Consider the following 20,378-nt stretch of genomic DNA (forward strand, 5'->3'; position numbering starts at 1 on the left):
GATGCGAGTAACGAAAAGCAGCCTTTTTTAATTAAGCGCTCAATCTGCTTTTACTCTCTTCGTATCTCGATTACTCGAATCCCGTATCTGCTCTTCTATCTTTCTGACTTCTTGTCTCGTGCAAGTAAATCTTGTGCTGCTAAGTGTGCATCTTTCCCTTGATACAACACTTGATAAATTTGTTCAACAATTGGCATCTCAACGCCCATGCGTTCTGATAATAACCAAACTTCTTTGGTGTTGCGATAACCTTCAACGACTTGGCCAATTTCTTCTTGTGCGGTATCTACATCTTTGCCTGCGCCAAGTGCCAAACCAAAGCGGCGGTTGCGTGATTGGTTATCAGTACAGGTGAGTACTAAGTCACCCAACCCGGCCATGCCCATGAAGGTTTCTGGTTGTGCGCCAAGAGCTGCACCTAAGCGGCTCATCTCAGCTAAGCCGCGAGTGATAAGTGCGGTACGTGCATTGGCACCAAAGCCAATACCATCCGACATGCCTGCGCCAATTGCGATAACATTCTTCACTGCGCCGCCAAGCTGCATACCAATGAAATCTGAGTTTGCGTATACGCGGAATGTTTTGCCGCAGTGGATCTTTTCTTGCAGCTCTTCTAAGAATACTTCATCAGGTGAAGCGACAGAGATAGCCGTTGGCATGCCCATCGCTAACTCTTTGGCGAAGGTTGGTCCTGATAGAACTGCAAGAGAGTAACCATCACCAAGCACATCGTGCGCGACATCTTTAAGTAGGCGGCCTGTTTCTGGCTCTAAGCCTTTGGTTGCCCAACAGATGCGAGAGTTCTCTGTTAAGTGAGGCTTAAGGCTATTTAAAACGATACCAAACACGTGGCTTGGAACGACAACCAAAAGGTCTCGGCTTGAAGTCACGGCTTTTTCTATATCTGACTCAATAATTAAGCTGTCTGGAAAAGCGATATTTGGTAGAAACTCATTGTTCGCACGCTCAGATTCAAGGCGAGCCATATGAACAGGGTCATGTCCCCAAAGAACAACATTGGCACCGTTACGCGCTAGAGAGATCGCTAAAGATGTCCCATAAGAACCTGCGCCTATCACTGTCATAGCGATGTCTTTACCGTAAGCGCTGTCTTTACCGTAAGCGCTATCTTTACCGTAAGCGTCTTTCGCGTGAGTCGGGCGAGTTGTTTCTGTCATGCTTCCACCTAAAAATAATGAGGGAAATCGAGGAGTTCGGGAGAAACTCTTTACTAAGAAGAAAAAGAGCTCTACTAAGAAGAAAAATCTCTCTATCAAAGTACAGTGTAAATAAAAAATGCACATCGCAGAAGCTACGATGTGCATTTAAAAGCTAACTATTTAACGAAAACTAGCTATCTAATAAAAGCCCAGCTTCTTAAAAATAAGCGATTTGAGCATTAGTCAGAGTAGTTCTATTTCGAAACTTAAGCTCTACTTGAAAGCTTAAGCTCTATTTGAAAACCTAAGCTCTATTTGAAAACTTAAGCTTGCTCGCCTTCAGTTTGTTCAGCTTGCTGAGCTTGGTTTTGTAGGTAGTTCATGAACAAAGCATCAAAGTTTACTGGCGCTAAGTTCAGTTGTGGGAACGTACCTTTAACCACTAGGCTAGAAATCGTTTCACGAGCGTATGGGAACAGGATGTTCGGGCAGAATGCACCTAGGCAATGAGCCAGTTGACCAGCTTCCATTTCGCTAGCAGAGAAGATGCCGCCTTGTTGAACTTCACAAAGGAATGCAGTGTCTTCTGCGTTCTTAACCGTAACCGTTAGACGTAGGATGACTTCGTAAACGCCTTCGCCAAGCTCACGGCTTTGAGTGTCTAGGTCCAGTTTTACATCTGGGTTCCACTCTTTTTGAAACATGTCTGGAGAGTTTGGCGCTTCGAAAGATACGTCTTTTAGGAAGATACGTTGGATTGCGAAGTTTTGTTGTGCGTCTTGTTGTGCTGCTTCAGCCATTTTCTTGTCCTTAAAAATTTTAAATTAGACTCTGTTCATTGTATTTATCGAACAGAGCCTGAAAGTTAGTTTATCGGTCAGCCGCTTCTTGCCTTTAACCTATTTCTTGCCTTTAACCAAAGGAAGGTTAGCTTCGCTCCAAGCCACTAAGCCGCTTTTCAGTACGCTTACGTTTTCGAAACCTGCTTTAACCAGTAGGTTAGCGCTTTCTTGAGCAGTTTGACCTGTCTTGCATACTACGATGATTGGGTCTGCTTTGTGGCTTTCAAGGCTACCAAAGCTATTTGCTTTGATGTCTGACGGCAAAATGTGAACTGCGTCCGTAATATGGCCCTTTTTGAACTCATCCTTAGTACGAATATCAACCACAATACCGTTTTCACGGTTAATCATGTGTGTGGTTTGCGCGGCCGTGATCTCTTTGTAGGCTGCGTTTGATGTCTTGATAACGTTCGCAATGATGGCAACAACCAAGCCGATCCATACGATGGCTAAAATCATATTCTCTTGAACAAATGGCACTAACTCTTGCATATCTTGAACTCTTATTCGTTATTGGGCGAAAAACTATAGGTCAGGAGTATAGCGATAAAGGATAGGAGAATACAGAGGAAGCATAGGGTTGTGATGGCAGGGGATATATAAAATGATATCTGCCTACAAATTATGCATTTACTTGAACACATTTATTCACTAATATTATCAATTGATTGTTTAAGCTGAACAATCAGTTGAGGACATTCTTAACCTCAGCATATAAACGTTTATATTAATGGGAATCATTATGAAAAAAATGGCTTTAGCGGCAGCACTAGCTGTTAGCTTCTCTGGCGGTGTTTTTGCAGCAACAGAAGGTGCAGCAGCAGGTGCTGGCGCATCAACAGCAGCAGCGGGTACAGCAACAACAGTAGCAGTAACAACTGCAGCAGTCGCAGTAGGCGCAGCAGTTGCTGTTGCTTCTAACGACGGCGGCGCTACAACTACAACTACAACTAAATAGTTCTTATTTGTAGTCTGTATAAAACCATTTTATGTGAAAGCATAAAATGGTTTTTTTATATCAGTGTGTCCTAAATCGCCTCGCTAGGAAGCAAAATAATCATGATCAAACCGCTTATCGTATTTTTAGGGCTGCTAGTTACTGGTTGCTCACAACAGTTCCAAGATCTTAATTCCACATTCAATGAAGCTCTCTTTGGTGATGCCGACGTCAGTACCACGGCCGAATATATTCAAGATCTGCCTTACGCTAGTATCTATGCCGAAATTAACGACCAAGGTAAGATTTTCATGGTGTTGGCTTTTGTTGGTCAAAACCCAGCAACAGGGGTTGAGCAACTCAAATGGATGTCATCAGACAAAGCCATGATCGTGACGGAAAATGGACGAGTGGTTCAAACCTTATTACTGCCTTATGAAAATCTATCTGGTTTAACCGTTAAACCGGCCAATGCATTGGTGCCAAGTTTTGATTTGTCGGCAACGCCCAAGGCTCAAGAGTGGCAAGCTACCTACGATTGGCAACCCGATTACCGATTTGGCTACAGTGCAAACATCGTTCGAACATATCTTAATGACGAAACCGTACAAACCCCGATTGCGAACATTGCAACGCGCAAGTTTGTCGAGCAGATCCGTTACCCGGCCCTAGGACAAGATATTGAGAATTTATATTGGGTAAACAACAAGGGACAGGTCGTCAAAACGGTTCAATACCTTGGCCCTGAGATGACCCGTTTAGAGCTGACCTTGCTAAAGCCTTATCAAACGAAGAAGTCAAAGCCCAATCAAATTAAAGAACAAAGTGGTGAGTGAATAAAATGAATTATTTAAAAAAACTAGGGTATACAGCAGTACTTACGGTTTGTAGCGTTCTAGTGCCACCGCTTGTCATGGCTCAAAGCCAAGTTCCAGTGCTTACGGTCGAGTTACCGGTACAAGGTATCACGCTGCAATATTCGCAACCTACGCGCTTAGAACAAGTATTAACGGATGCCAATACGAATGGCGCGCTAGGGTACTTCCCGCTGTCTGCCCAGTTATTTGATCGCAATGCTCAACCGCAGGTAGAGAACGTAAAACAACAGGTGTTGGATAAGCTCAAGCATTTTTCTTTACAAGAGCCACAAGCAAAATCTGTGATTAAGCAGCTCGAATCTTTTGATTATCAAGCACGCTACTTTGTTGAGTTAGACCAAAACGCAGTGATGTCTCAGGCAGATAAGAATCCCTTATTGGTTTCAAAAAAGCCAACTGTTGCATCGAAACAGTCAGCTATGGCATCAACACAGCTAGCTACGGCGTCGAAACAGTCAGCTATGGCATCAAAACAACAAGCTACGGCATTAAAAAAGCCAGCTTCGCCTAAATCAGCGGAACATCAGCACTTTGAGTTATATCTAACCGCTCGCCCAACCTCTGTGAATGTAGTTGGTGCAGTAAAGCAAGCTCAGACGCTGCCTTTGGTTGAACACGCTCAGCTAGATAACTATTTAACGCGGTTGCCAAAAGGCCAGCTGCTAGATATTGCTGATAACAGCACGGCATTTGTCATCCAACCCGATGGGCAAGTGAATGAAATCAGTTATGCCTACTGGAACAGTAAGCCCGCTTATTTTGCTCCCGGTGCTATTATTTTTATCGCCTTTGATTCGCTCCCTTCTGAGTTTTCCACTTTGAATCAAGACATTGTCGAACTTCTACGTCATAAGGTTAATCTGTAATGTCGGCTACTCAATCATTTCCATTAACCCTGCTCGCAAGTTCGATTACGGGTACCTTACTGGCTGTCAGCAGTTTTGCTGTTAATGCGCAAGACGTTTCTGCCACCATGCGAGACTTTTCTGCCACCACGCAAGAGCAGCCTTCTCAAGTCGAGGTTTCTGGCTTTAGTGCGCCAACGCTAAAACACTCTCAATCGGACTTTGGGGGGGTGGGCTTAATGCAAATGCCTACCGCACGTATGGCTCCGGAGGGTGAATTCAACCTAAGTGCATCGTTCAATAACGAATATTATTTTTATAACGTTAGCCTGCAATTGATGCCTTGGTTAGAAACCACCATTCGCTATACGCAAGTTCAAGATCTGCTTTATAGCGGTGGCGGGAATCAAGATTGCTCGCAAAACTCATTCAGTGGTTGTACTAAGTACACTGATAAAGGCATCGATTTTAAAGTTCGCTTAATGGAAGAAGGCTACTATTTGCCGGAGCTTTCTGTCGGAGTGCGTGACTTTGGTGGCACAGGGTTGTTTGATGGTGAATTTGTTGCGGCGAGCAAGCAATTTGGCCCACTTGATGTCACGTTAGGCATGGGCTGGGGCTACATGGGCACCAGTGGTAATATTACCAATCCGTTCTGTAAAGCCAGTGATAAATTCTGTGAGCGTGAGTCAGATACGAAAGGTAACGGAGGGATGGTCGATTTTGAGCGTTGGTTTAAAGGCGATGCGGCGATTTATGGTGGTTTAGAATATCAAACGCCTTACAAGCCATTAACGTTCAAGCTTGAATACGACAGCAATGACTATTCACAAGATTTCCCAGTTATGCGTGGTGGTGTCGAAATGACACAACATACGCCATGGAACGTGGGTGCTGTGTACCGTTTTACTGATTGGGCAACGGCAAAAGTGAGTTATGAGCGTGGTGACACCTTAACCATGGGCTTTGACTTAACCACCAACTTTAATCAAATAGCCTCGGTGTGGCGAGATACCGAAGCGGCCACTTTGCGACCAAGCGAAGCAAGCAGCATGGATGACGTTGAACTGGCCCAGTTGACCCAGGAGCTTGATACCGTCGCGGGTTATGAGCAAGCGCAGATCTTAGTCGACGACAATACGTTGATTGTGAAAGGCGAGCAGGTGAAATACCGCAATCGAGAGGTCGCGCTGGAACGTGGGGCAACGGTTATTGCTAACCATGTCCCTGACTATATTGACACCTATAAGATCGTTGAAACCAGCAACGCTGGCGAGTTAAATCAAACCGCTATCGATGCCAATCAATTTAAGCAAGTCGCTACATACCAGTATTTGGACTCGGATATTCAAGACGCTGCACAGCCAAGTGATGTCGAATCGAAATCGGCGATCGCTTATCACGACGGCAGAGAACGTTTCGATGTGTCTGTCGCGCCTAACTTGGCACAATCTTTTGGCTCAGCGGAAGATTTTTACCTATATGCTCTAGGCTTATACACTAATGCGTCTTTCTGGGCGACCAACAACATTGAGCTGTCTGGTTCTTTGTATATCAACTTGATCGACAACTACGATAAGTTTAATTATGAAATTCCAACAGATGGCACTGCGCAAACGCCACGAGTGCGAACGCTTTTCCGTTCTTACGTTGACGAGCCTGTTCGTTTAGACCGCTTGCAGCTGACGTGGTTTGAAGACTATGGCAGTGGTATCTACACTCAGGCTTACGGTGGTTACCTAGAGAGCATGTTTGCAGGTGTAGGTGGTGAAATACTTTACCGCCCATACAACAGTAACTGGGCAATTGGTGCCGACGCGACAGCCATCAGCCAGCGAGACCCAGAAAGTTGGTTTGGTACGTTTGATGAAGAACTGCAATACCATGAAAAAGATCAGGCTTACTACAAGGTGATTGATAAAGGCACCACTGGATTTGTTACCGGCTACTACATGCCGCAGTGGGATTTCTTAAGTGACACTTTATTTAAAGTGGGTGTGGGTAAATTCTTAGCGGGAGATATTGGTACTCGTATTGATTTCTCTAAGCAGTTCAAGAGCGGTGTTATCGCTGGTGCCTTTGTTAGCTTAACCGACATGACCACTGAAGAATACGGTGAAGGCAGTTACACCAAAGGCTTTTACGTATCGATCCCATTCGATCTAATCACGGTTAAGCCGAGCTCAAGCCGTTCACAATTCACATGGCAACCGCTGACTCGTGATGGTGGACAAGTCTTGAATAAGCAATACAACTTGTTCGACCAAACCGACGCTCGCTCACCTTGGTTCCAAAGACCAAGTAGCGTTAAGTAGAGCGGAAAGAGCAGTATCGAGATGCGGGTAAACGGGTAGCGAAGAGCGAGAAAAGATAGATTCGGGTAACGAGTAGCGAGATACGAAGAGCAGGGAAAGAGCGGTATCGGGTTATCGAGTAACGGGTACAAAGATCTAAAAATCAGCAACGAGATTCGGGTGATCGGGTCTTGAAGAGCTTCAAGGTAGGTGAGAGAAATTGAGCCTACGAAAGCCTATCTTTTGGTTCTCCCCCTTGAGCGCCTTTCGTTTGTGAGCGGTGATGTTCATCAAAGGGGGAGTTAGAGGGGGATGTTAAACTATGTGTTACCAACCCCTCCCAGCCTCCCCTTATGTTGGTATTTTCTGCCAAGCTGCACCTGTGATAAAGGGGAGGAGCTAAAAGCATCCCGTTACGGTTTAACCTGCTCTTGGCTCTTCGTTTACTCGCATCCCGCATCTGCTCTTGCGCTCTTAAGCTCTTCGCATCTCGTATCCCGAATCTGCTCTTATCTACACCTAAAACCATTCAACTAGGTTGATAATAAGCATAAATTGTGGATAATGTTCACGAATTAAACTAACCGTGTGCAGTGGTATTTTTTGCGACGTTTAGTTGCTCAGTTAGTTAGATAGCCCTGTTCAATTTTCAGCGTCTTTTTGGGCCAGCTAAGTGAGTAAATCAAATAAGTTACGCAGTGTGATGTCGCGGATTATCAAAGGGCGGTAGCATTTCCCCCACTTATTGAAATGGGAGTCATATCTTGCTACTTCCCCCGAACTCCCTCTTGTGTAACTGATGAAATCAAAATACCTCTATTCTTTGGATGTCCTTTTAGGCGCCAGACACATTCCGTTTCTATGAATTGGTAAACATGAAGATTAATAAAAATCGCCTCCTTTTAGCGCTCCTTCCTGCATTACTGGCAGGGTGTACCACTCCAGGGAGCCACCTTTCTACCGACAATAAGAATGTGATTCTTCCTTCTGAAGAACAGCAAGAATCTGACATCTCTGATGTGGTTAATCTTTACCCATTGACGGCTCAGTCAGTATCGAGTTATCAAACTAATGTTTTGTCGGTTTCACAAGCCAACCCTGAGCTTGATATTGATATCGCCAAATATGAATACCAAGTGGGTATCGGTGACATCTTAAACATTACCATTTGGGATCACCCTGAACTGACGATTCCTGCCGGTTCTTACCGTAGCAGCACAGAAGCAGGTAACTGGGTTCATGCAGACGGCACCATCTTTTACCCTTACATTGGTACAGTAGAAGTCGCGGGCAAAACCGTTCGTGAAGTGCGTGCTGATATTGCTAATCGCTTAGCAAAGTACATCGAAAGCCCTCAGGTTGATGTTAACGTCGCGGCTTTCCGCTCTAAGAAAACCTACATTACGGGTGAGGTGTCAAAACCTGGCCAGCAAGCAATCACCAACATCCCTTTAACGTTACTCGATGCTGTGAACCGTTCTGGCGGTTTATCTGAAGACGCTGATTGGCGTAATGTTTCACTAACGCGTAATGGTGTGGAAGAACGTTTGTCTTTGTATGGCTTGATGCAACGTGGTGACTTAACGCAAAACCGCTTACTGCAAGCCGGTGATATTGTTCACGTGCCGCGTAATGACAATCAGAAAGTATTTGTAATGGGTGAGGTCAATGAGCCTAAACTATTAAAAATTGATCGCGTTGGTATGAGCTTAACAGAAGCGTTAAGCAACGTTGGGGGCATCAACCAACTTTCAGCCGATGCAACGGGTGTGTTTGTGATTCGTACTTCTGATGACAAATCAGAACGCATGGCCGATATCTACCAACTGAATATGGAAGATGCTTCAGCATTGGTGATTGGCACCGAGTTTGATTTAAAACCTTATGACATTGTTTATGTCACGGCAGCACCTATTAGCCGTTGGAACCGTGTGATTGGACAATTGGTTCCAACCATTACCGGCTTCAATGATTTAACCGAAGGCGTGTTACGTGTCCGTACTTGGCCATAGGCTAAGGTAGAGCAGTCATCAGGTCACATTTACGTGTGACCTGATTTTTATGTTTATAAGTACTTGAATCTCGTTAAGCCCATTACAGTTAGAAGTCCGTTATGTTTAATAAAATTTTAGTCGTCTGCGTGGGTAATATTTGCCGTTCTCCGACGGGAGAGCGCGTTCTTCAAAAGCTGCTCCTCAACAAAGAAGTGGCCTCTGCCGGTATTGCAGCCGAGAAAAGTCGTTTAATTGGTAAGCCAGCAGACGATACCGCGATTTTAATTGCCGCAGAAAATGGGGTCGATGTTGAAAATCATCAGTCTCAGCAAGTCACGCCACAGCTTTGCGCTCAGTATGATTTGATCTTGGTGATGGAGAAGGGCCATATGGAGGCGCTCACTCAAATCTCACCGGAAGCGCGTGGTAAAACCATGCTGTTTGGTCAGTGGATTGGTCAAAAAGATATTCCCGACCCGCACCGTCAAAGCCGCGAAGCGTTTGAATACGCTTATAAGCTGATTGACGAAGCCGCACAAGCTTGGGCGAAAAAGCTGTAGGTTTAAAAAGACAGTAGGTTTAAATAGACAGCTTTTTAAATGTCATGCTCTACACGTAGGCGTGGCTAAACCACTAACAGAATCATATAGAAGAGAAGTACGCGGAGCGTATATATCGTCTCTTAAATAGCAATAATTTAGGAAGTAGTAATCTGATGACAACACAACCATCTCAGCAATCACACACAGATAACTCTGATGAGATAGATCTAGGGAAACTGCTTGGTATCTTATTAGATGCTAAATGGTTAATCATACTGACCACATTTGTTTTTGCTGTGTTTGGTATTGCGTTTGCTCTGCTTTCAACGCCGATATACAAAGCCGATGCTTTGATTCAAATAGAAGAGAAGAGCTCTGGCGGCATTTCATCCATGGTCGGTGATATGGGGGATCTGTTCTCTCAGGAGTCTTCTGCCACAACAGAAGTCGAGATCATCAAATCTCGTATGATCTTGGGCGAAACGGTTGATAAGTTTAACCTGACTACTGTGACTTCACCCAACTATGCACCCATCGTCGGTAAGGGGTTTGCTCGCCTAACTGGCGATATCAACCACATCGCAGTGAGTCGTTTTACCTTGCCAAGCTACGCGAGCGATTACGGACACACGATTCAAATCGTTGATGCTGAAAAAGGCACTTACCAACTGGTTCGTGACGATGAGCGTGTTATTTTGCAAGGCAAAGTGGGTGAGCTAGCCACCGCTGACGACTACAGCTTGTTTGTGGCGGGTTTTGAATCGCATAACGATTTTGAATTTTCAATAGGTCAGCGTAGCCGACTAGAAGCGATCGAATGGTTGAAAGCTTCTTTGTCTCTGTCTGAGCAAGGTAAGCAAACCGGTATTTTGAAGCTAAGCTTTGAAGGTGAAAACAAGCAACAGATTTCTGAGATCCTTAATCACATTAGCCAGATCTACTTCTTACAAAACGTGAAGCGTAATTCAGCAGAAGCAGAGAAGAGCCTAGAGTTCTTAGAAAGCCACCTTCCGGGCATTAAATCTGAGCTAACCGGCTATGAAGACGTACTGAACAATTACCGTCAAAAGAACGAATCGATCGACTTGGGCTTAGAGGCGCAATCAACCTTGAAAGTAATGGTAGAGCTTGAAGCGCAATTGAATGAACTGACGTTTAAAGAGAGTGAAATCAGCCAACGCTTCACTAAAGATCACCCTGCATACAAAGCCTTGCTTGATAAGCGTAAAACGCTATTGGGTGAGAAAGAGCGCCTAAACAAGCAAGTACAAAAGCTACCGAAAACACAACGTGAAGTACTGCGTATGACACGTGATGTTGAAGTAAACCAACAAATCTACATCCAGCTTTTAAACAAGGTTCAAGAACTGAGCATTATTAAAGCCGGTACGGTTGGTAACGTTCGTATCTTAGATGATGCACAAGCTTATGCTCGCGCCGTTAAACCGAAGAAGCCGCTGATTGTTGTATTAGCGACGCTACTGGGTGGTATGTTGAGTGTGGCGTTTGTATTAGTGAAAGCTGCGTTCCACCGTGGCGTTGAAAGCCCAGATCAAATTGAACAAATTGGTCTGCCTGTTTATGCAGCGGTACCTAAATCTGATTTACAGATTGAGCTAACCAACCGCTTTAAATCGAAAAAACAGCAAACCAAGGGTACCCAAGCTCTGCTTGCCGAATCGAACCCTGCGGACCTTTCGGTTGAAGCACTGCGTGGCCTTCGTACCAGCTTGCACTTTGCGATGTTAGAAGCGAAAAATAACGTCTTGATGATCTCTGGCCCTGCACCGGGTATCGGTAAATCATTCATCTCGACTAACTTTGCCGCAGTAGCTGCAAAAACAGGCCAAAAGGTATTGTTGATTGATGCCGACATGCGTAAAGGTTATCTACAACAAAGCTTTGGTTTGAAGTGGGAAAACGGCCTTTCTGATGTATTGAGCAGCAAGACAGAATTCGCTCAATCAGTGAAGTCGACCCCAGTCGAAAACCTAGAAATCATTACCCGTGGTCAAGTGCCACCCAACCCATCTGAGCTGCTAATGCACCCGCGCTTTGCAGAACTAATGGAATGGGCATCAAAAGAATATGACTTGGTGATTGTCGATACTCCACCCGTACTGGCAGTAACCGACCCAAGCATTGTCGGTGCCTTCGCTGGCACCACATTAATGGTTGCGCGTTACGGCCAAAACACCATTAAAGAAATCGATGTTGCTCGTAACCGTTTCGAACAATCGGGTATCGAAGTGAAAGGCGTTATCTTCAACGCCATCGAGAAGAAAGCATCAAGCTCTTACGGCTACTACAACTACACGTATTCGAGCGACAAGAAATAACTAAAAGCAGTAACGAGATTCGAGTAACCGGGTAAACGAAGAGCAGAAAGGCAGATACGAGATTCGAGTGGCGAGATACGAAAAGCGCCACTCGAATCTGCTCTTCATCTCTTCATCTCTTCATCTCTTCGTTACTCGTATCCCGCATCCGCTCTTAAGCCTTTCGCATCCCGTTTACCCGTCACCCGTATCCGCTCTTTTAGCTCTTCGTATCCCGTTTACCCGTTACTCGCATCTGCTCTTCTACTTCTTCACCACCCCACCCGTTAAATACAATCCAATCGCCGCTAACACCGGATAGCCAAACGCTTCATTGGTCATTTCCCCCAACGGTTTCCAATCGTAGCCGTGCATGCAACCCAAAATCACCATCACATGCAGTGCCACATAAGGAATGGTGAACAACAACACAATGTAGCGTTGTACCAACTTAAAAGGTTCATACGCTTTAAGCAGTGCCAGCTTGTGCTTCGCTTTTTCTTCATCAGTAAAAAACATCGCATCTCCTGTGTTGGTGAGTGCATCTAACCCCTTGCTAATCGAAGACTGGCTCCCGAATATTCTTCCGAACAATGTCATACTGCTCCTTGGTTTATTGATGGTTATATAGCGCCTTTCTCGCCTTTCTCGTCATTCCGCCATTCTGTTGCTTTAGAAGTGAGGAACGAAGTATCTGGAATCTGCTCTTAAGCCTTCCGTATCCTGCTGGCTCGAATCCCACATCTGCACTTCAAATTATTCGAAGACTTAGCTTTTTGTCCTCCCTCTTGAACACCGGACTATTGTGAGTGGTGATGTTAATAGAAGGGGGAGTTAGAGGGGGGTGCTAGTTAATGCCTAACCAACCCCTCCCAGCCTCCCCTTATATTGGATATTTCTTGCCAAGTAACAGTCGTGATAAAGGGGAGGAGCTAAAAGCACCACTCTCACTTTATTTTCCTCACTTTTCGCATCCGCTCTTAGTCTCCCGATACCCGAATCCCGCTACTGCTCTTCGTATCCCGATTACTCGAATCCCGTATCTGCTCCTAAGCTCTTAAAGCCATAACCGGACACGCCTTATTCACGCCCCAATCTTTATGCCCCTTAACATTCTCATCTGAAATCAAGAACTGCTCTTGCAATGCAGCCGTCAAACCAAACAGTGCCTTACGCTGCGCAAGTGTGAAGTTGTCTTCTGGTTGCAGCTCGGCATTACAGCCTCCGACCAAACAAATCCCAATATTGCCCTTGTTGTGTCCTTTCACATGCGCGCCGGTTTGCGACAGTGGCCTGCCAAGTTCGACATCCCCGTTGCGACGAATAACAAAGTGATAGCCCACATCGCGCCAGCCTTTCTTTTTATGCCATCGACGAATCTCGGCTACGTCTACATCTTGTTGTGGTGGTGTTGCGCTGCAATGCACCGTAATAAATGAGAATCCTGGGCAATGAGGCAAACGGAGTAAAACCGAAACGAGACTGAAGGAATAGGGTGCGAGTGAAAAACAAGGCTCTAACGAAGGACTTCGCTCTTCCGAGTCAGCCAGTTCTTGTGAATCAGCAGACGCTTCTAACGGCTGGTGTGGAACTCGATCAGTTGCTGGTGGAGTGTTTGACAAAATAAATCCTCGTGTTGTTGTAAATAGGAGATTAAAGACGTTGATAACGATTCTTTTAAAGTAGGGTGCAATGCGATGTGTTGTCGCAAACTGGTGGCTACGGTTTTGGCACAACCAGAGTGGTGGCTGACATAACGTAAATACATCACGCAATAACCCAGTGGCTGGCTGCGCCGTGCTCGGCTGATCATCCAACAAATATCTTCATAGCTGGGGACGTCACCGCATTCATCCTCATTAAAATGACAACTTTCCATTTGGCTTTCTTTATAACCGCTAGCTTCATAGCTCAGTACTTGGCTACACCCGTAGCTATCACTAAAAAATAACGGCTGACGCGACTGGTTGAGGGAGTAAGGTCGGCACTCGATACTCGCCATTCCGGGTTGGTACGCTGAAATAAAAAGAGAAACTATCGCCTTCATTAAGCACCTTGTTGCTGCATGGGGAGGGCAATGTACTTCAAGATTCTTGATTGGGGTTGGCGGTAATAGCGCGAAAACGGAGGAACACAAAAAAGTGAGAGATGCTTCGAAAAGTCATTGCTTGATAAGGTTAATGTTGCATATCTATCCGAGGCGATTAACCAAACATCTTTTCTTACAACTTATCTCATAGGCCTTTCGCCCCTAAAGCGCCAAAAAGTGTTGTTAATGCCCTTTATATCAATGGATTTCTGTACGAATGATCATTTAACAAGGAGCGTTACCCATGTGTGTTTCCCTCATTCTTTCTTTCATCCCATTAAAAACCGGCTCGCCTATTAGCAAGTTGGTGTTATTAAAATTGGCCGATAACGCAGATGCGCGTGGCGTGTGTTTCCCTTCCCTAAATTACTTGGCGCAATATTGCGAAGTGTCGGTAAGAACTGTGAAACGACACGTTAATGAATTGGAAAAACAAGGCTTTGTGAAGCGGATAAAGCGGTTTGATGATTCAGGACGCCAGCGCAGCAACATATATCAGCTGCGCCTACCCAGCGACAGCCACATTCAGCAGGCCGATCTAGACCAAGCAGCCAGAGCTCTCGATCAAGAAGACAGAGAGCTAGACCTAAATGATCAAACCGACCTAGATAATGCCAATGTAGAACAAACAGACTTACCGCCAACCTCGTCAGAAAATGCAAAGAAAACCGAACATGCGCAGGAAATAGGCCATTCAGACACTCCCCAGGGTGACTCAAGATCTAACACGGAGAGTGATCATCCTGCACACATAATCTTTCATAAAGAACATAAAACAGACATTTCTTGTAAAGCAGCCCCAGATCTTGAAGCTGCCTTGTCCCTCGAGAAAGAACCAGCAACACCTCAAGCCAAAGCGACCAAACTCATAAGCCAAAAGAATGAAGCCGTTATTCACCTGCTCACCAAAGAAGGCAGCGCGCCGATTTATCATGAGTTCAGCACAATATTAGAACGCACCTACCCAAAGCTAGATGTGCTGCAAGAACTGCATGCCATGCAAGCGTGGTTGTACATCAACCCCGATAAACGCAAACCCTTCGAGCACATTGGCCACTTTGTGAATGGCTGGCTAAGAAGAAGCGCCCAAGCCAAAGCGAAGCAGAGCTCATCGCCATTTCCCCATCAAACAAGAGCGGCTAAACAAACAAGGGCAGGAAAACCAGCAAAGGCTTCTACACCAACCAACGCAGCTAACACCCAACAGGCAACTAAGCCCATGGAACCGAAACAACCCACACCTGTCTCTCAGGCCCTAGCGGACTACAAAGCCAAAAGCACCACCAACCCGTTCGAAGCGCGTATCAAGGCCCTAGTTCAATCCAAATCGCCCGGCACGGATTCTAAGCAGTGACCATTCGATTATTAACAGACTAAACGCTTGTTCACACAGCCCAAAGCTATTGGAAAACAATAACTTAGAAAGATCAAGGGCTAAGGCGAACCAAACGTGAATACAGACAAAAAACGTCAAGATACAAAAGTAGAATTAGGGAGAGGGCACCATGGACGATACCAGCCTAAAGAAACTGACAACGGAAGAAAAAGTAACCATTTTAGAGAAAGAGATAGCACGAGTGGAAGGGCGCATTGGCGAGTTCTTGAAATTGCTGGTTAGCCACTACCCACAAGGGCTAACACGCACCGAGATCAAAGCGTTATTATCGGTGAACAACAACCCAAGCTTCGTGTCGCTGTATCGCAACGGCAACATTTTTATTGATATAGAAAAGCGCTATTGCGATGCAGCACAAGAAAACCGCTACCACATAGGCACTCAGTACCTGCAAGACGTACAATGCTTCCGCTGGGTAAATGCTTGGTGAGAGGTCAGTCCAAATAGGGTTAATTTCAAACTGGTTAATATGCACTTACTTTGCTAAAATGCGCCCAAATTTAAAATCGTATGAAAACCGCATAAAAGCGAACAACTTGTCATTATTGCCTTTAGGAGCCAAACCTAAGGGCGGTAGCGTACCCAAATGCAGCTTGTTAGCAAGTAATAGCAAGTTAAAAGATGCGGCAAGCCTAAAGGGTTTGATTAGCCGTTTATAAGGCCTATTGGGACGGTTTTAAGAAAGTAAGCAAAATCTAGGTTTTATATGGGATTGTCTAAAATAGACTGTCTCAAAATGAATAAAAAGTGTCTCAGGGGCTTAATATTGACTGAGATGTTCTCGTGAGATTAAACCTCAAAAATTTATACATCTTCACGCTCGTGAGTTGTTCTAAACAGTATATTACAAGAGAAAACTATGAAGATCCTCGTCACTGGTGGTGCTGGCTTTATCGGCTCTGCAGTTATTCGTCATATCATTAAGAATACATCTGACAGCGTGGTCAACGTTGATAAGCTTACTTACGCAGGTAATTTAGAATCTCTTATCGAAGTGGATTCAAGTGAACGCAATGCCTTTGAACAAGTCGATATTTGCAACCGAGCAGAGCTTGACCGAGTGTTCGCTGATCACAAACCAGATGCGGTGATGCACCTTGCGGCTGAATCACATGTTGACCGTTCAATCACTGGTCCAGCGGCGTTTATCGAAACCAACATTGTTGGAACATATACGCTACTAGAAGCGACACGCGAATACTGGAACACGCTTGAAGAACGAGCGAAATTAGAGTTCCGTTTTCACCATATCTCGACTGATGAAGTTTACGGTGATCTTCCACATCCAGATGACGTGGAAGTAGGGACAGAGCCTTCAGCCAATAAAAAGTTGCCAATGTTCTTAGAAACAACCTCTTATGAGCCCTCAAGCCCATACTCTGCATCAAAAGCTTCAAGTGACCACCTAGTGCGTGCATGGTTACGCACTTACGGCCTGCCTACTATCGTAACCAACTGCTCTAACAATTACGGCCCGTATCACTTTCCTGAGAAGCTGATTCCACTGGTTATCCTTAATGCGCTAGAAGGTAAAGATTTGCCTATTTACGGTAAAGGCGATCAAATTCGTGATTGGTTGTTTGTTGAAGACCATGCTCGAGCACTCTACAAAGTGGTGACTGAAGGTAAAGTGGGTGAGACCTACAATATCGGTGGCCACAACGAGAAGAAAAACCTTGAAGTCGTCAATACGATTTGTAACATCCTAGATACGTTAGTACCGAAAGAGTCAGCGTATGCAGAGCAGATCACCTACGTGCAAGACCGTCCTGGTCATGATCGCCGTTACGCGATTGATTCGAGTAAAATGCAGCGTGAACTAAATTGGACACCTGAGGAGACATTCGAAACCGGTCTTCGTAAAACGGTTCAGTGGTATTTAGATAACTCGGTATGGTGCCAAAATGTGCAAGATGGTAGCTACCAACGTGAGCGTTTGGGTGTAGAAACAACAGAATCAAAGGTGAATAAATAATGAAAGGGATTGTATTAGCGGGCGGCTCTGGCACACGTTTATACCCACTCACTCGCGGCGTATCAAAGCAACTGTTGCCTATCTATGATAAGCCAATGGTGTTTTACCCAATATCGACACTAATGCTTGCGGGCATCAAAGATATTTTGATTATCACTACACCAGAAGATAATGCTGGCTTTCAACGTCTACTGGGTGATGGCTCCGATTTTGGTATTAATCTTGAGTATGCTATTCAGCCAAGCCCAGATGGCTTAGCACAGGCGTTTATCATCGGTGAAGAGTTCATTGGTGATGACAGCGTGTGTTTAGTTCTGGGTGATAACATCTTCTATGGTCAATCTTTTTCAAGAACCTTGCAAAGTGCCGCTTCAAGAGAATCGGGTGCAACCGTGTTTGGTTATCAAGTCAAAGATCCAGAGCGTTTTGGAGTGGTTGAATTTGATGAAGAGATGAAAGCTGTTTCTATTGAAGAAAAGCCGGAAGCACCAAAATCCAACTATGCGGTAACAGGGCTGTATTTCTACGATAATCGCGTGGTGGAAATGGCCAAACAAGTGAAGCCATCTCATCGTGGTGAGCTAGAAATTACCACACTAAATGAAATGTACCTCAATGATGGTTCATTAAACGTAGAGTTATTGGGTCGTGGTTTTGCTTGGCTAGATACAGGGACTCATGAAAGCCTGCATGAAGCGTCTTCTTTCGTGCAAACGATTGAAAATGTTCAAGGTTTGAAAGTAGCTTGTCTAGAAGAAATAGCATGGCGTAACGGTTGGTTGAGTGATGAGCAGGTATTGACGCTCGCTAAGCCGATGATGAAAAACGAATACGGTCAGTATTTGACGCGTTTAGTGACTGAAACTCAGAAAAAGGCAGTAAGCTAATGCGTATTTTAATTACGGGTTGCCATGGCCAAGTGGGTTCAAGTTTAACTGAGCAGTTAGCGAACCATGAGAATACTGAAGTGTTAGCGCTTGATAGAGAGCACCTTGATATCACAAGTCAAGATGCCGTCAATGCAGCGGTTGCTGAGTTTAAACCGAGCATCATTATTAATGCGGCGGCACATACCGCGGTTGATAAAGCAGAAGAGGAAGTCGACCTTTCTTACGCGATAAACCGTGACGGTCCCAAATACTTAGCCGAAGCCGCACAAAGTGTTGGTGCCGCCATTTTGCATATTTCGACCGATTATGTGTTTGAAGGCAATAAAGTGGGTGAGTATGTGGAAATGGATGCTACCAATCCACAAGGTGTTTACGGTGAAAGCAAGTTAGCGGGTGAGATAGCGGTCGCTGAAGCATGTGAAAAACACATTATCCTTCGTACTGCATGGGTGTTTGGTGAAAGTGGAAATAACTTCGTGAAAACCATGCTGCGTTTGGCTGAAAATCGAGATGCATTGAGTATTGTTGGTGATCAGTTTGGTGGGCCGACTTATGCGGGCGATATAGCGGGTACATTGATTCAAATCGCGCAGTGCATTACTCAGGGTGATGCGGTTGGGTACGGTGTTTACCATTACTCGGGTTTGCCTCACGTCAGCTGGTTTGACTTTGCTGATGCCATTTTTGATGTTGCCGTAGAGCAAGCAGTTCTTGCAAATAAGCCAAGCTTAACGAGTATCACCACCGAGCAATACCCAACGCTAGCAAAGCGGCCAAGCAATTCTCGATTAAGTACTGAAAAAATAACTCTAGGTTTTTCGGTTAAAGCGAGCGATTGGAAGGCGGCATTAAACAATATTCAAGCGTATACGGATTAATAAAATGAAAGTAATCGATACTCATATTCCTGATGTGAAAATCATAGAACCAAGTGTGTTTGGTGATGAACGTGGTTTCTTTATGGAAACTTGGAATCAAAAGCAATTTGAAGAGCTAGTGACAGGTAAACCTACGCAGTTCGTCCAAGATAATCACTCTAAGTCTAAGAAAGGGATTTTACGCGGTTTGCATTATCAAACGGAAAACACCCAAGGCAAGCTTGTACGAGTGGTGTCGGGTGAAGTCTTCGATGTTGCGGTTGATATCCGCAAAGGGTCGCCAACCTTTGGTCAGTGGGTCGGTGAATACCTTTCAGCTCAAAACAAACGTCAATTGTGGGTGCCAGAAGGGTTTGCTCATGGGTTTTACGTGACGAGTGATGAAGCAGAGTTTGTTTATAAATGTACAGATTATTATAATCCTAATGCCGAAGTTTCGATTCAATGGGATGATCCAGAACTCGATATAGAGTGGCCTATACATTCTAATCCAATACTTTCAAAGAAAGATATAGATGGATTTAATTTAAGCGAAATAATTGGAATAATAAAATGAATATTTATTTAGCTGTTGTTTCTCATGGGCATGACACGATTATAAATAACATAGGTTGTTTGAAATTGTTGGCAAATCACTTTAATGTAGTAATAAAAAGTAATAAAACTGGTGATAATTTAACAGATATTACCCAAAAATGTAATGTTCATTGGATTGATGATTTTTATGGTGTAGGGTTCGGAGAAAACAATAATTATATATATAACTATTGTGTTAATAAATTGGATATGAAGGATGAAGATTTTTTTATAGTTCTAAATCCAGATGTAAAAATAGATGAAGATGCAATACTAAAACTAATAAATATAATGGAATCAGAAGTTATAAATTTGGCTTCGATTAATCTTTATAAAAATGAAAGTAAAACTGAATATGATAACTCGATACGATATTTTCCAACGGCAATAAACTTCATTAAATCATTTTTGGGTTTGGGTAATGAATCTATTATCGATAAATCAAGTCTAAATGGAAGCTTAGACGTAGACTGGGCTGCTGGTTCTTTTTTAGCATTTAGGTCAAAGCACTATAAGAAGCTATGTGGCTTTGATGAAAATTATTTTATGTATTGTGAAGATATTGATATCTGTTTTAGGAGTGCAATGCTGAATAGTAAGGTGCGTTATATTCATGAGATTGAAGCAATACATTTCGCACAACATAATAATCGGAAGTTATTGTCTAAGCATTTTGTTTGGCACATTCGAAGTGCCGTTAGATTCCTTTTTTCAAAAAGACAACTAACGACGCTTAAGACGAGTTTACATTAATAATGGGTATG

General features: G+C 44.2%; 20 protein-coding genes. 14 read left to right on the forward strand and 6 right to left on the reverse strand.

What is annotated here, in order from left to right; genetic code table 11:
• Positions 1-95: 95 nt before the first annotated feature.
• From gpsA to NX845_RS13060, 3 genes are all read right to left on the reverse strand, one after another.
• The gene (gene gpsA, locus NX845_RS13050) at positions 96-1,178 is read right to left on the reverse strand and encodes an NAD(P)H-dependent glycerol-3-phosphate dehydrogenase (protein ID WP_260256871.1); all 1,083 of its coding nucleotides are present in this window, start codon (positions 1,176-1,178) and stop codon (positions 96-98) included.
• A 305-nt stretch (positions 1,179-1,483) separates the two neighbouring features.
• Positions 1,484-1,960 carry a protein-export chaperone SecB gene (secB, locus tag NX845_RS13055; protein WP_004733234.1) on the reverse strand — a complete coding sequence of 159 codons (477 nt, stop codon included), beginning with the start codon at positions 1,958-1,960 and terminating at the stop codon, positions 1,484-1,486.
• Positions 1,961-2,059: 99 nt separating this feature from the next.
• Positions 2,060-2,494, reverse strand: a complete 435-nt coding sequence (locus NX845_RS13060) for a rhodanese-like domain-containing protein (RefSeq protein ID WP_012603060.1) — start codon at positions 2,492-2,494, stop codon at positions 2,060-2,062.
• A gap of 250 nt (positions 2,495-2,744) precedes the next feature.
• On the opposite strand from NX845_RS13060, the gene yjbE reads away from it, so the two are divergent.
• The 7 genes from yjbE to NX845_RS13095 all read left to right on the forward strand — a co-directional run bounded on the left by yjbE (position 2,745) and on the right by NX845_RS13095 (position 11,831).
• Positions 2,745-2,960, forward strand: coding sequence for an exopolysaccharide production protein YjbE (gene yjbE / locus NX845_RS13065; protein WP_020477202.1), 216 nt, complete (start codon positions 2,745-2,747; stop codon positions 2,958-2,960).
• Between the two features lie 101 nt (positions 2,961-3,061).
• Complete coding sequence (locus NX845_RS13070) at positions 3,062-3,775, forward strand: YjbF family lipoprotein (RefSeq protein ID WP_208775537.1); 714 nt, start codon at positions 3,062-3,064, stop codon at positions 3,773-3,775.
• 5 nt (positions 3,776-3,780) lie between these two features.
• On the forward strand, positions 3,781-4,683 hold the full coding sequence (locus NX845_RS13075) for a capsule biosynthesis GfcC family protein (RefSeq protein ID WP_260256872.1): 903 nt from the start codon (positions 3,781-3,783) through the stop codon (positions 4,681-4,683).
• Complete coding sequence (locus NX845_RS13080; RefSeq protein WP_260256873.1) at positions 4,683-6,977, forward strand: YjbH domain-containing protein; 2,295 nt, start codon at positions 4,683-4,685, stop codon at positions 6,975-6,977. Before NX845_RS13075 ends, NX845_RS13080 begins: the two co-directional genes overlap by 1 nt.
• 854 nt (positions 6,978-7,831) lie before the next feature.
• Entirely contained in the window at positions 7,832-8,968 is a 1,137-nt protein-coding gene (locus NX845_RS13085; protein WP_065682066.1) for a polysaccharide export protein, read from the forward strand.
• Positions 8,969-9,069: 101 nt separating this feature from the next.
• Positions 9,070-9,510 (forward strand): low molecular weight protein-tyrosine-phosphatase, encoded by a 441-nt coding sequence (locus NX845_RS13090; RefSeq protein WP_065682067.1) that lies wholly within the window; start codon positions 9,070-9,072, stop codon positions 9,508-9,510.
• 155 nt (positions 9,511-9,665) lie between these two features.
• Positions 9,666-11,831, forward strand: a complete 2,166-nt coding sequence (locus NX845_RS13095) for a polysaccharide biosynthesis tyrosine autokinase (protein WP_260256874.1) — start codon at positions 9,666-9,668, stop codon at positions 11,829-11,831.
• Between the two features lie 243 nt (positions 11,832-12,074).
• On the opposite strand, the gene NX845_RS13100 is transcribed toward NX845_RS13095, so the two are convergent.
• The 3 genes from NX845_RS13100 to NX845_RS13110 form a co-directional block, all read right to left on the reverse strand.
• The gene (locus NX845_RS13100) at positions 12,075-12,410 is read right to left on the reverse strand and encodes a hypothetical protein (protein WP_004733275.1); all 336 of its coding nucleotides are present in this window, start codon (positions 12,408-12,410) and stop codon (positions 12,075-12,077) included.
• Between the two features lie 449 nt (positions 12,411-12,859).
• On the reverse strand, positions 12,860-13,432 hold the full coding sequence (locus NX845_RS13105; RefSeq protein ID WP_260256876.1) for an N-acetylmuramoyl-L-alanine amidase: 573 nt from the start codon (positions 13,430-13,432) through the stop codon (positions 12,860-12,862).
• Entirely contained in the window at positions 13,384-13,857 is a 474-nt protein-coding gene (locus NX845_RS13110; RefSeq protein WP_260256877.1) for a hypothetical protein, read from the reverse strand. The genes NX845_RS13105 and NX845_RS13110 overlap by 49 nt, the downstream gene beginning before the upstream one ends.
• A 286-nt stretch (positions 13,858-14,143) precedes the next feature.
• Here NX845_RS13110 and NX845_RS13115 point away from each other — a divergent pair, with 286 nt between their 5' ends.
• The 7 genes from NX845_RS13115 to NX845_RS13145 all read left to right on the forward strand — a co-directional run bounded on the left by NX845_RS13115 (position 14,144) and on the right by NX845_RS13145 (position 20,367).
• A complete protein-coding gene (locus NX845_RS13115; protein ID WP_260256878.1) occupies positions 14,144-15,253 on the forward strand; it encodes a helix-turn-helix domain-containing protein in 1,110 nt (369 codons plus the stop codon).
• A gap of 151 nt (positions 15,254-15,404) precedes the next feature.
• A complete protein-coding gene (locus NX845_RS13120) occupies positions 15,405-15,725 on the forward strand; it encodes a hypothetical protein (protein ID WP_260256881.1) in 321 nt (106 codons plus the stop codon).
• Positions 15,726-16,154: 429 nt separating this feature from the next.
• Positions 16,155-17,270 (forward strand): dTDP-glucose 4,6-dehydratase, encoded by a 1,116-nt coding sequence (gene rfbB / locus NX845_RS13125; protein WP_260256882.1) that lies wholly within the window; start codon positions 16,155-16,157, stop codon positions 17,268-17,270.
• On the forward strand, positions 17,270-18,157 hold the full coding sequence (gene rfbA / locus NX845_RS13130) for a glucose-1-phosphate thymidylyltransferase RfbA (RefSeq protein ID WP_260256883.1): 888 nt from the start codon (positions 17,270-17,272) through the stop codon (positions 18,155-18,157). The genes rfbB and rfbA overlap by 1 nt, the downstream gene beginning before the upstream one ends.
• Positions 18,157-19,038: a dTDP-4-dehydrorhamnose reductase gene (rfbD, locus tag NX845_RS13135; protein ID WP_260256884.1), complete on the forward strand. Its 882-nt coding sequence runs from the start codon at positions 18,157-18,159 to the stop codon at positions 19,036-19,038. The genes rfbA and rfbD overlap by 1 nt, the downstream gene beginning before the upstream one ends.
• A 4-nt stretch (positions 19,039-19,042) precedes the next feature.
• A complete protein-coding gene (gene rfbC / locus NX845_RS13140) occupies positions 19,043-19,594 on the forward strand; it encodes a dTDP-4-dehydrorhamnose 3,5-epimerase (protein WP_260256886.1) in 552 nt (183 codons plus the stop codon).
• Entirely contained in the window at positions 19,591-20,367 is a 777-nt protein-coding gene (locus NX845_RS13145) for a glycosyltransferase family 2 protein (RefSeq protein WP_260256887.1), read from the forward strand. Before rfbC ends, NX845_RS13145 begins: the two co-directional genes overlap by 4 nt.
• Positions 20,368-20,378: the final 11 nt, after the last annotated feature.

It is taken from the genome of Vibrio sp. NC2 (assembly GCF_025195005.1).
Lineage (GTDB): Bacteria > Pseudomonadota > Gammaproteobacteria > Enterobacterales > Vibrionaceae > Vibrio > Vibrio splendidus.